This is a genomic window from Marinilactibacillus piezotolerans (assembly GCF_900114235.1).
GTDB lineage: Bacteria > Bacillota > Bacilli > Lactobacillales > Carnobacteriaceae_A > Marinilactibacillus > Marinilactibacillus piezotolerans.
Window position 1 is genome coordinate 1 of sequence record NZ_FOSJ01000058.1, and the last position, 12,332, is coordinate 12,332.

The 12,332-nt window shown below is 33.4% G+C and carries 9 protein-coding genes and 2 pseudogenes; 1 reads left to right on the forward strand and 10 read right to left on the reverse strand.

The window, feature by feature from the left end:
* Window positions 1-207: 207 nt before the first annotated feature.
* The 9 genes and pseudogenes from BM212_RS10700 to istA form a co-directional block, all read right to left on the reverse strand.
* Window positions 208-1,566: an FAD-dependent oxidoreductase gene (locus tag BM212_RS10700; RefSeq protein ID WP_091898502.1), complete on the reverse strand. Its 1,359-nt coding sequence runs from the start codon at window positions 1,564-1,566 to the stop codon at window positions 208-210.
* A gap of 114 nt (window positions 1,567-1,680) precedes the next feature.
* Window positions 1,681-1,864, reverse strand: a pseudogene (locus tag BM212_RS12870) (DDE-type integrase/transposase/recombinase); the annotation flags it as partial.
* Window positions 1,865-2,315: 451 nt separating this feature from the next.
* Window positions 2,316-2,834 (reverse strand): PadR family transcriptional regulator, encoded by a 519-nt coding sequence (locus BM212_RS10710; RefSeq protein ID WP_091898504.1) that lies wholly within the window; start codon window positions 2,832-2,834, stop codon window positions 2,316-2,318.
* A 62-nt stretch (window positions 2,835-2,896) separates the two neighbouring features.
* Window positions 2,897-3,745 (reverse strand): sialate O-acetylesterase, encoded by an 849-nt coding sequence (locus BM212_RS10715; protein WP_091898506.1) that lies wholly within the window; start codon window positions 3,743-3,745, stop codon window positions 2,897-2,899.
* Window positions 3,746-3,827: 82 nt separating this feature from the next.
* A pseudogene (locus BM212_RS10720) lies at window positions 3,828-4,061 on the reverse strand (SufD family Fe-S cluster assembly protein); the annotation flags it as partial.
* 85 nt (window positions 4,062-4,146) lie between these two features.
* Complete coding sequence (locus tag BM212_RS10725) at window positions 4,147-6,843, reverse strand: AAA domain-containing protein (RefSeq protein ID WP_091898508.1); 2,697 nt, start codon at window positions 6,841-6,843, stop codon at window positions 4,147-4,149.
* A gap of 537 nt (window positions 6,844-7,380) precedes the next feature.
* Window positions 7,381-8,049 carry a hypothetical protein gene (locus tag BM212_RS10730; protein ID WP_091898510.1) on the reverse strand — a complete coding sequence of 223 codons (669 nt, stop codon included), beginning with the start codon at window positions 8,047-8,049 and terminating at the stop codon, window positions 7,381-7,383.
* A gap of 436 nt (window positions 8,050-8,485) precedes the next feature.
* Entirely contained in the window at window positions 8,486-9,262 is a 777-nt protein-coding gene (istB, locus tag BM212_RS10735; RefSeq protein ID WP_342714027.1) for an IS21-like element helper ATPase IstB, read from the reverse strand.
* The gene (istA, locus tag BM212_RS10740) at window positions 9,229-10,773 is read right to left on the reverse strand and encodes an IS21 family transposase (RefSeq protein ID WP_091898512.1); all 1,545 of its coding nucleotides are present in this window, start codon (window positions 10,771-10,773) and stop codon (window positions 9,229-9,231) included. The genes istB and istA overlap by 34 nt, the downstream gene beginning before the upstream one ends.
* Before the next feature lie 862 nt (window positions 10,774-11,635).
* Here istA and BM212_RS12645 point away from each other — a divergent pair.
* On the forward strand, window positions 11,636-11,803 hold the full coding sequence (locus BM212_RS12645; protein ID WP_177206438.1) for a hypothetical protein: 168 nt from the start codon (window positions 11,636-11,638) through the stop codon (window positions 11,801-11,803).
* A 225-nt stretch (window positions 11,804-12,028) separates the two neighbouring features.
* On the opposite strand, the gene BM212_RS12965 is transcribed toward BM212_RS12645, so the two are convergent.
* Window positions 12,029-12,332, reverse strand: a 304-nt coding sequence (locus BM212_RS12965) for a transposase (RefSeq protein ID WP_218149713.1), incomplete at its 5' end; no start/stop codon positions are given.

Genomic DNA, 12,332 nt, shown 5'->3' on the forward strand with positions numbered 1-12,332 from the left:
GATTTCTTCAGTTGTATGTTTACTGTTTGAACGCATAAAAATCCCCCTAAAGTAATTTTACTTTTTTAAGTGTCTACTTTAGGGGGAGCATATCAGTTTGAGGGGATTGTTACTTTTTTGTTCGATAACTTTCTTATCTGACGTTATTATCAATAGTAATAGCTAGAATGAAAGATATGAACGATTAGGTTTTAAGTTTTGGTATTGTTAAAACAACATCTCTGTTGAACCAAATGTTTTTCCTTGCGCTTTTAGTGCTAAAACATTTAAGAAGTTCCATGGACGGCTAAATCCTGGTTGGAAGAAGAAATCTGCTTTCCCTAAATCACTTAAGGTCATTTCGTTACTAATGGCTAGTGAAAGGGTGTTTGCTGCTTGGGTAATATCTCCAGTTGATAAAAATTGTGCTCCTAAGATTACTTCTGTTTCTGAATCATAGAATAGTTTCATTTCAACTTTGATGTCCCCATCACGCATAAATGAAGGACGGACTCTTTCTTCAGTATAGAAAGTTTTAATGCTTCCATCATAGTTCTTTAAGTTAGCATTATTCAAACCAGTTGTTGCAAATTTCAAATCAAAGAAAGCTAATCCAGACGTCCCGTTGACTACGGGCATTTCGACTTTCTCTCCCATTGCATTTTTAGCAGCGGTAACGCCTTGTTTTCGGGCATTTGTTGCTAAGGCTATGTTTTGTTTTTTGCCTGTTGCCTTGAAGGGGATTAATGTCGCATCTCCACCTGCATAGACATTTTTAGCTGAAGTTTCTAAATAATCATTGACAACTACAAAACCAGCTTCATCTAATTCAAGACTGTTCGCTAGCCAAGATGTATCGGGCTTAACTCCAACAGCCATAATCACGGTATCTGCTTCATATTCAGCTTGATCCGTTACTACTGCCTGAATTTCACCATTTTCTCCTTTAATCTCTTGCACTAATTCATTTGTTTGAACTTTCAATCCTTTTTCTTCCGCTTCTTTAGATAAGCTTGGATAGAATTCTTCATCTAGGTAGCTTGGTAAGAAACGATCAACGGCATCAATGAGTGTAACATCCTGACCGTTTTCTCTATAGGCTTCGGCAACTTCAACACCGATGTACCCTCCACCAATAACGACTACTTTCTTCGCATCTTCCATACGTGCTTTAACAATTTCTGCATCATTTCGACCACGGAAAGTATAGACATGTTCTAAATCATTTCCTGGTATGTTTAATTTTGGTGCATAGCCACCTGGTGAAAGAAGTAATCTATCGTATTTTTCTTCTCTTTCCCCATTTTCCGTTTTCACTGTTACTGTATTTTTATCAGCATTCACACCAACAACATCACTATTTAGATGGATGTTAATGCCTTGTTTTTTATAGGATTCTTCATTCGCGTAATGTAACTCATCTGGTGATTGCGCGATATTCATTAAATAGGATTGAGCGCCGCAACTCATAAAGGATGCTTTGTCTTCACGTTCAAATAAATGAATTTCCGCTTCAGGTTCAGCCTCTAAGATGGTCTCAACTGCTTCATAACCAAAGTGAGAAGATCCAACAACAATATATTTCATTTAAAAACTTCCTTTCTATTATTTCAAGTATATATACAGTCTATTGGATATATCCATATTAGTAAACCAGAACGATTTTAATCTGACAATTTGATTATTCATCTATCTAAACGGTCCTTTAATTGTAGCAGAGGCGAGCCTTATGGATCTGTATAACTTGTGTTTTTTCTTGATAGGTCGATGATCTTGTTCAATGACATTATTCAAGTACTTGCTAGTTTGATAGGCAGTTAAAGGTAAAGCATCCTTCCGTTTTAAGTAGTTTAAAGCCACTAGACAACGAAGGCGTTTTATCGGTTTAAGCTCTTAATCTTTTTTTAAGTTTATTTTAATTTAGACCAAGATAATTAGAAATCTTTGCACCAAAACCGAATCTCACGTTCCCAAGGAGGAATTAATTAAAGTAAAAAGGAATTCTATAAAAAAGTTTCCTTACAAATTTAGGTTCTATAATAACTAATAGGTAGAAACCCACCTTCTTGGATTTCTACCTACTATTCTGCGAAATTTGTTACCCATTTAATCCAATTGAGTATCTTTCTAATAAACGAAACACTTAAAAACAAACTGTTTGACACGCTTAAATCATTACCTAACAGCGTATTCCATTGGAAGTTCTTTGGTGAAAGGCTTTATGAACCCCCTGATGATTATCTCTGTGGAGGTTTCTTCATCTAGTCCACGTTCATTACATCAGAAGTTTCAAATGTATCTGATACACCTCTATTTTATACATTTCTTTTACTTTACTATTCATTCTTTATATCTTCTAGCAAACCTTCGAACCATTCAAGATTGACTAAATGATGTGAATGCGAATTCTCTAACATCTTTTTAAAATAAGTAGGAATCGTTTCATTATGATGCAACGTTTGTTCTAGTAAAGAAATTTTACTTTGCGTTTGTTGAATTTGTATTTTTATTAGTTTAATCATTTCATCTTTTTTATATTCATCTGTAAATAACATGGCTGCATAAAAAGATAAGTTTATATAGTCTGTCTTAGACCCATACTTAACCATCAATTTTTCAAATTCTTTATCCCCTAGTTCTGTGATGATATAATTATGCTTTTCTCTGGTTTGATCTAATTGATTAACTTTTTTAATATATTGTTTTTCTTCTAATTGTTGAAGATTATAATAGAAGGATCCTTTAGTAAAATTCACTATATATTTATAATGTCTCTCTTCCATTAAAGCTAATAATTCGTATCCATAAGAACCTGGTTTTTGTTTTAATAAGCCTAAAATCAGTAATGGTATCATATGAACCCCTTCTTTATCTTTATACTAAAAGTATACGAATAGTCATAACATTCTATTATCATTTAACTTTTATTGAGTTCTATGAGTTGTGATTCAAATTCGCCATATGAAATTTTCCCTACTGCCAAATCTAATGTTTCCATATATGTTTTTTCTGTTTTAGTATATGTTCTAGCATGGATAAGATCAACCAATTCATTTTCGTTAGATAAGGGTTCTAATACATGCTGCTTTTTAGAGAAAGCTTCAAAATAACGCAAACCAAATTTCCTTTGAGAAATGGCATCAATATGAATACCATCAGGATTAGAAGTTAAATCTTCTGCAGTGACAAAATAACAATGATCTTGTTCCAAAGCAAATCTTTTCAGCTCTTGATTAATGTGGTGATATTCAGTGGAATATTTTCCAAATCCCTCTTTACCTAGAAAATCTCCTAACCCCCCAATAATAAAAGGAATATCGGGAACATTTAACGCCTTTCTAAATTCTTCAACAATGGAAAGCAATTTTTTGTAATAGGATTTGTAATTCCCATTCATACTATCACTTTCTCCTTGATGCCATAAAATCCCTGTTAACTTACTACTCTCCATCGCAAATTTAGCTTCCATTAGAGCATGTTGAAATAGCGGCTGATCTATGGCCCATTCATCCAAAGAACTTGCACCTTCAGCACAAGGAATTAAGCCGATTTTATCATCTTGGTTTTGACGGCTCCAGGCTTCTGCAAAGGAACCAACTAGGCTTATTCCTGAAACTGGACGATCATAGTTGATAGGCTCGGTCATCATCTGCCATCTTCCATTACGCAGCATTTGTATTCTTTCATTATAAATTGGAGGTACTTCATGAATAATTCCTCGTCCGGCCATATTAGATTGTCCTATCATTAAAAATGATTTAATCATTTTTTACATCCTCTCTTTAATTAAGTATGTTCATTGACCTCTATACTATTAGTCTAATTAGACTAATAGTCAAGTACTCAACCTATATAAGAAGTCGAGAATACACCTGAAAGTGTTTTTGACTTCTTTTATGATTTATCCAACGCAAGCAAACTAATTTAAATTCGACTGCGTATTCCACTGGTAGTTCTTTGGTGAAGGAGTCTACGAATCCTATGAAGATCATTTCTCTGGCAATTTCTTCGTTTAGGCTGTGACTCATGAGGTAGTAGAGTTGTTCTTCGGATATTTTGGAGCCTTTTACTTCATGTTCTAGATCAAAAACGATACTAGAGTTCATGCTCTCCTCTATATTTCGTATTTCCATTTCCTTTACCATTTTAAATGAAAAAGTTTTTAAATTAACTTTCACTATCCTCTTTAGTGCCACTTTTAATAATACATTCGTTTAAAAATACCTTTGTTTTTTTCTCAATATCTCCTTCTCTAGTTTTTACTCTAAGTAGAGGTATCTGAGATTTTTCTAGAATTGAATCTTTAAGTTGGTCTCTCTCTTGTTGCGTCTCAACTTCATCATGATAGCTGCCATCCACTTCAATCACACCTATAGGATTTTTTCCTACTTTATAGTAAATGACAAAATCACAACTAGCTTTTTGCCGCATAAATTCTAATTCTCTTTCAGTAAATGAGTTATTTTTAATTGACGCTAGTTGGATCAAATCTATTTGCATATGATACTTTAGGGAATTAAACGGTTCTTTCATTAAAATATCTTCTAGTACTAATGCAAAAATTTTCTCTGACTTAACTTGTTTATTCATTGGATCTAATCGAGTATTCAACTTTTCCAAAGAACGATCATATTCTTCATATAATAAATCAAATGCTGAAATTACTGGACTACTATATATTTGTTCATTCGCAGCATAGTATTTAATATATCTAATCAAGGCAGCAAGACTCTTATTATTTTTTGTAAACACCTCTTCTCCAGTTACTAAAGTAAACTTATTAATTGCTCTGGAAACAGCAACATTAACTAAATGAGGATTATCAACAAACTCTACAGAAAGCTTATCCTTCGCTTTCTTATCCAGTACTGTAGAAAAGATGATTTCTTTGCACTCTCTGCCTTGAAATTTATGAATAGTATTTCTAGCAAACTCTTCTGGTAGGTACTTTCCTGCCAAATTCACTTGATTATTATAAGGTGCAATAAATCCAATATCTTTTTCATCGGACCATCCAATCTCTACTAATGACTCAATTTCTCTTAAATTAGCAAGATTTCGTGTATGATTCCCTTTAGCAGTAGTAATTAGCTGAATTGAAGATTCGCCGTTATCTATAGTCATGGGTATTAGCTGATTGTTGTAGAATTGCTGATTACAAAACTGGATAATCTTCGGATGGCACCTGTAATGTTCCTTTAATAGCGTTACAGGCACATCTCCTTTAAATAGCTCAACAAAAGAATCTAACAAACTATATTTTGAACAATCATAATACTTTGATGGAGCTACAATTTCAGTTTCTTCTGGTATATGGGGAAGTTGTTTACGATCCCCTACAACAATAATATTTTTTGCACAACCTAAACTTAAAATTCCTGGCACTATGTCTTGCTGTGATGCTTCGTCAATAATTATGTAATCTAATACCGCTCCATCAGCTATAGAATTAATAATAGAATGTGTACTACTTCCAATAACCGGAAACCGCTCAATAAATTTGCTAAAATTTTTCCTATAATTATCTGCTGTAAAATTTGAGGTTGAAGGAATCGTTTTTGATAAGTGCTGCTTAAGATACTGCATCGATTTATCTGTTAAATCTTCTAGTAATTCTTTGAAGTGATGTCTCTTTAATTCATTTTCATATCTCTTTAATTGCTGTTCTTTTTGATGAAGCATTTTTTCATAATAATGAAATTGCAGGGAATAAGTGAAGTTTATCCGCTCAGAATAAGTTGCTAAAAATTTAATTCTAACCATTTTAAACTCTATTAACAAACGAAATCTTTCTTTAAAAAAGATCTTTTTTTGGGAAAGATGATTAATATAAGCGAGTAAATCAGTAGTTTTTTCTGGGCTTAATTTATATTTATTAATATCGATCAGATTTACTAATGAATTTTCCTTATGCCATTCTTCTAAGTATTTTTTTTCAATCAGTAATTCACTGATTTCTGTATTTAGTTTTGCCACTTTATTCTGCGCTGCTAAAACAGATTTTAACTTTCCTAAGATATTATCAATCACTTCAATTGAAATGTTTTCAGAAGAGTTGCTATAAGAAGGGACCTCTTTTAGATCTGAAAAAAATTCCTTTTTATAATCTGAACGTCCTAGTTTAGCAACAAGATAGTCTAATTCTTGTTTAGCCATCTTTTCATAAACATTTTCAACAGCTCCATTATTATTTGAAACAATTGCGACAGATTTTTTATTTATCAAAATATTCGCAATAATATTTAAAATTGTTTGAGTTTTCCCTGTTCCAGGAGGGCCTTCAATAATACTAATTTGAGAAGAAAGAGCATTCTCAACGGCTTCCAACTGACTCTCATTTAATCCAAAAGGAAAAATATAGTGCTCTAATGGATTTCTATTTTGATTTTCTCCATAACAATAAGCATGCAAGGCTGTTCCTTTATGCGGAGTGACCTTGTTTAATTGCCTCTCTATATTTTCAGGCATTGATTTATCATTCGGATTTGCAAGTCGAACACGCTCTTTTACAATATCGGTAAAATAAGAAAATATATTTTCATTTTTCAAATCAGAACTAGCCACTATATTTGTATTTTCTAACTTCATGACATAATTTTTGGGATCGTTTGGGTAATTTACAACGACATATTTGTCGCCATATTCAACAGCATTCTCTATTAATCGATAAATGCCCTTTTCACTAGACAAAAGTCCAGATTTAATTTCATTTTTTGGCTTAATCTCACACGCTTCTAAAGGTTTTGTAAATGACTTACCTGATGGAAAGTCTACAGTTACCATTACTTGATTTTCTTTACTCCAGAGTCTCCAATCTGTTATTTGATTTGTTTTATCCTGCCCATTCATATGTATTGAGAACATTATCATGTACCGCCTTATTGTTAATTTATATATTATATAAATCTACAAGATCATTTGCAATTGATACTTGTTGACGCCAAGTAGAAATACGTAAATTTTGCTAACTAGTTTTCTGCAATTTTTGTTAAAAAAGTTTCTGAGAATTTCTATTTACAAACTTATATGTGGTTTATCTTTTCAATCTAATATAAGAATAAATACAAGACTGACTATGCAATAACTTATAAAGTTTCTTTCAACCATAATTACTCTCTTAAACGCATGATAACTAAAAGAGTAAGCATGTAAATTAGCAAAGTAAACATCACAATGCCCCAACTTCCTCCAAATTCAATTCCTAAAAATTGCATAACTATAATAGCTATTCCACCGCCGAGTATAATGTATAGTATAGTAATAAAATACTTTTTTTCTCAAATTTCAAAACAACCAACTCCTAATTATCAAATTTTATATTTTCTTATGTAAAATTCGATTAGATAATTTAAAAATATTCACTAGACAATTTTCTTTTTTGATTTTCTCACTATTTCATTATTAATGCTTTTTGTTTCTAAAATACCAATAAAGCAGACTCCAGAAACCTGCAACCGATAACAGAATAATGAGCTTTTCTGGTCTTGAAAAAGTATGACCTTTACTCGCCACTCCACTAGTAAATACAGCCTCTATTACAATAAATAATAACGTTACGGTTAAAACTAAAACGAAAGTCTTTTTTTTATTGTCACTATACGCTCCTAACATTTTTCTTTTTAACAGTCCTTTAAAGTGATCCTCTAATAAGTATTGAAAGTTCTTATCTGAGTAATTAAGACCTGTAAAAGAATAGGAACCATTCGCATCAATATAAAAATAGTACCTTTTGCCATTCGCTTTAAACCCTAGACAGTATTTTATAAACGGACGTGAAACAAAGAAATCAGTAATCTCCTCATACTTGATTTTTTGAACATACTTTTTCGGGTCATCATACTCTAGATACTTCATGTTTAGCATCACCAAATGATCCTCCGCAAACAACAAAGAATAAGATCCTAGGAACATCGATACAGAAATAGGGTAGTGATCAAAAATCGCTTGAAGAAATGGTCTTAGCCCTCTATCAGCTATAAAGTAATTGTGGTTTAAATTATATCCTAGCGATTTCATTGTTTCTTCCAGTACTTCTTTTTCTTGTTCAATTGTATAGATTTCCCTACTCAAAACTCAAAAACTCCTCTTCTTTACCCATTAATACTTGATTTAATTTAAGTTTATCACACACTATTTGATTGTTGTAGGTAAAGAATTTTATAGGAGGATAACATAAATTCTTTGTATCACTTATGTTAGTATGAAAAGAATGTAAGTATGATTATATGTTGTGCACATCTAAGCATTAAAAATCTAGAAAAAATCATAATAAAATATTCAAGTTTCTAAGACTTTATTAGGAATTTTTACAAATTAATCCTTATTTCTTATGATTTAAAAGGTTGCTTTTCCATATAAATCATTAATATGCATATTCGCATCATTTTATGCCTTTATAAATAATAATCAAAAAACGTGCTTTTATCAGCTAAAATAATGTGATACGGTTTAATGTAACTGTCAAGGACAATTGTGCACTTTTTGCTAGATAACTTTGTGCACTTTTTTATTCAAAAATTGTTTCTCGATGTTTCATTCGATGACTCTCGCCATCCATATGAATGACTTCACATCTATGAAGAAGCCGATCAAGAATCGCTGTTGCGATTCCTTGATCTCCAAGCATCTTACCCCAGCTGTCAGGGCCTTTATTAGATGTTAAAATGATTGAACTCTTCTCGTATAAATCGCTAATCAACTGGAAAAAGAGATTCGCTTCGTTTGTCTCCATAGCCATGAACATCATATCATCAAGAATGACTAAGTCAGCTTGTCTCACACGTTTGAGGCGAATTGCCGACTTTCGAACATAACCTTCGGTTTTGAGCAAAGAAATCAACTCACCCATTGATACAAAAGCGACTTGTTTACCTCGCTCAATGGCTTCCAACCCTAAACCAATGGCTATATGTGTTTTTCCCACTCCAGGTGGACCTAAGAGAACGAGATTGAAAAGTTGGTCTAACCAATCGCATTCTCGAAGTTGATCGATTTGTCGTTTACTGAGTGACATTGATTCGATAGTATCGAAGTCCTCCAAGGACTTTTCAAAAGGAAACTGTGCCCATTTTAAATACTTCTGTCGTGTCTTTTCTTCTCGACGATGTTCTTCGTGATTACATAGTGCCACAAGTAGCTCTTGATAAGTCCAAGATTGCTGTTCTGCTTCACGCAGAAAACCTGGGAGAGCCTGAGCCGTTTCTGTCATGCGGAACTGCTTGAATTGAGATTGAAGGCTTTCTGTAGTACCTATGATTCTTTCCCTCCTAACACTTGTAGATATGACTCAACAGAACGTTCTACAGCGGTAATCGATTGATACCTTTCGGACAAACTATCACTCTCTATATCGTGGAGATTTGTCTGAAGTTGCCGACGAGCTAATTCGCTAGCCACATCTCTTAAGACATTTGCACTGAATAAATTTAATATGATACATTCATTCAACGCCTTGTCTAGTACGTTATTATTTTGTTCTATGACGGTTTCTATAACACGTAACTGATCTCTCATATGCCTTGGATACCTAATTTTGAGCTGGTTGATAAAAATGGTCGCTTCCTCTTTATTATGGAAATGACTAAGTACCTTACTAATATGCTGCTCAAGTTTCTGTTTTCTTTCTGCTTCTCGTCCATGATTAGGGTCTTTAGTCAGCTTGCCTTTCCCTTTAGCCAGGGGATGATCGGCGAGTTGATGACTGCTTTTCAGTTCGAACACAGACAAACGATTATTGCTTATTACTACACGGACTTTAGTTGTTTTTCTTGGTCGATAGGTTCCGATTGGAACCGAGTAGTAATTAGACTTAAATTGAATCGTATTGTCTTTCAGAACGGTCTTTGTTATACTTTCATTATTCGAGAGAATAGGTTTATCAGAGATCGAGATGAGGTGTGACTTTTCCAGAGTGAACACGTCTATCGGTCTCTTTTTTATTTTTTCATGTTTTTTATAATTGCCTCTGCGAGTTAACCAGGACTCACATTGCTCCTGCCATGACTCAATGGAATAGAAGCGACGACCACGGGCGAAGTTGTACTTTACGAATTTAATGACGGCTTCGACTTTTCCTTTAGATTCTGGATCAGCGGCACGACAGACATGAACAATAAACTGTCTTTCCAGTACATAAGCCTGAAACTGTTTAGTAAATAAAATATCTCCATGATTTTCACTGACAATCATCAGCTTATCCTGATCATACACGATTTCTTCTGTTCGTCCTCCGAAGTAGTCAAAAGCATTCTCATGTGCCCTAATCACGTCGTTTGTCGTAAAGGGCTTCTCTTGCCACTCAGCGTATTTATAACGGGAGTGGGAAAGAACAAAGCCAATACAATAAAGCTTTACTCGACTATCAGTTAAGCCTCGTTTTACTGTTATTTCCCCAAAGTCCACCTGTATTTGCTTGCCGGGTGGTAATTCAGGCACCGCTTCGTAATTTCGATAGGTCAAAACCTTTGGAATACCGTAGGTTTCCCTGAGCTCTTTTACGTATGAACGGATCGTGCTTGGAGCTGCTTCGGTGTAACCGAACTGTTCATCTAACCAATCTTCGACTTGAGCCGCGGAAAGCTCCGGCTCATCATTTAGCCAATTTAAAATTGTCTCTTTAAAGGGATCAAGCTTTTTTGACCGAGTATTAAGGTTTTCCACCCAAGCGATTGCTTCATCTGGTCTTTTTTCTAAATCACTCCTAACGGTATTTCGATGTATACCAAGCATTCGACTTATTTTTGCATTTGAAAATCCTTTCTTTTTGTAATGATGTACTTTTGCAATTCTATTCACTTTTTTAAAATCCCCCTTTTTCTTCTCCTTCCATTTGAAAAACTAACTCTTCTAGTTTATCAAATAGAACGAAAGTATGGGATAAAAGTGCACATTATTATCTAGCAGTAACTGCATAATACAGTTTAGCAGTCACATTTAAATATATTATAAAGCAAAGACTGTCAGTAAAAGATAGCTTCTATAGGAATCAACTACAAGATACTGTGAACAGAAGATACTATGGTTTTAGAATATATTTCCACTATGACTATTGATAACTAATGGCTCTGAAAGTAAAGGAGGAAAAAGACTAAATAATGATTATGACTTTTATACTATATATTGGCGCTCTTACTATTCCTATCTGGGGTATAGTTTTCTGCTTAACGCTTATTAGAATTATCGAGAAAATACATCTTGAAGAGGATCATCCACTTGAAACTTTTTGGTTTACAGTATCTTTTGTTGTCATGATAACTGTGATCACGTACATATTAGGCAGCTTATAGTTTAATAGATTTCGTTTTAACAATATACTGAACTAGTCTGTATTTCATTAGCTGATCATGTTTGTATTAAGCTTAAATATTGATCCTTGGTTATCTTTGATCGCTATTATTATTTTTGTACTCGCTACAATTGTTGATAAATATAAAAAGTAATTGGAACCTTTCCATAAAATAATGAAGCTAAAGCATAACTACAGGGAATATTTTGAACACTAGAAGAGAGCCGATTTTCCTACAGAAGGAAGGCTTTATTTACATAAATTTCTTAATGCTCTATAACTTTTAAGTAGAGCGCTTAAAAATTTTTATGAGGATATTATTTTAAAAGAGTCGAAATGAAAAAATAGTAATTTCTAGAAGGAGGGTACGAAATGAAAAAGTTCTATGATACCAACACCGGAGAAGAAATAACTCCAGGGGAAAGAGTAAGGATTGAAATAGATTTTCCTAGGAATTTAAAAGATGTTGGAAGATTAGATAAAATTTTGGAATCTCTATTGGAACAAGAAAATGGATCTATCCAAAAAGTTAGTAAATAGTGAGTTGAAAAGTTATAAAAAGATAAAATATAAATAATTCAATTAACTATTTAATTGTTTACTAAACCTTTTTACAAATAATCGAAGAGGCAATTAATCTTACCTGCTAGTGGTATAACGATATATGTTATTTTCAGTTAAAAATTACATCCTTCACTGACTGGAAAAGGAACAGGAACGATTTTTGTCAAAACAAGAATCGATTTTGCCCAGTCTAAGTAATGCCTACTGAACAATTGGGCTAATTTGAAATGGAGAAAAGTTCAATAGAACTAAACAGCTTTTTTTCCGATTTTTCAGTTGTCCAAAAAAAGAGCGCAAGCGATTGCGATTAATGTTATCTACATTCATCGCAATGACGGATAAGGCAATCGTAGTCAAGGTAGTTTCGCGGAGTTTGGTGCGGATATTTTCCATACCGAAACAACGCTTCAGTAAACTGAAGCCGCGCTCAACTTCTACACGATCTGCATTATCGCGATATTCGATTTCTTTGTCTCTGGTTTGGTCTTTCTTTGGACGACCAAGT

Excerpts from the sequence above, each read along its gene's own strand:
- BM212_RS10715 (WP_091898506.1), bottom strand. The coding sequence starts at position 3,745 with ATGATTAAATCATTTTTAATGATAGGACAATCTAATATGGCCGGACGA.
- BM212_RS10700 (WP_091898502.1), bottom strand. The coding sequence starts at position 1,566 with ATGAAATATATTGTTGTTGGATCTTCTCACTTTGGTTATGAAGCAGTT.
- BM212_RS12645 (WP_177206438.1), top strand. The coding sequence starts at position 11,636 with ATGAAAAAGTTCTATGATACCAACACCGGAGAAGAAATAACTCCAGGG.
- BM212_RS10710 (WP_091898504.1), bottom strand. The coding sequence starts at position 2,834 with ATGATACCATTACTGATTTTAGGCTTATTAAAACAAAAACCAGGTTCT.
- BM212_RS10725 (WP_091898508.1), bottom strand. The coding sequence starts at position 6,843 with ATGTTCTCAATACATATGAATGGGCAGGATAAAACAAATCAAATAACA.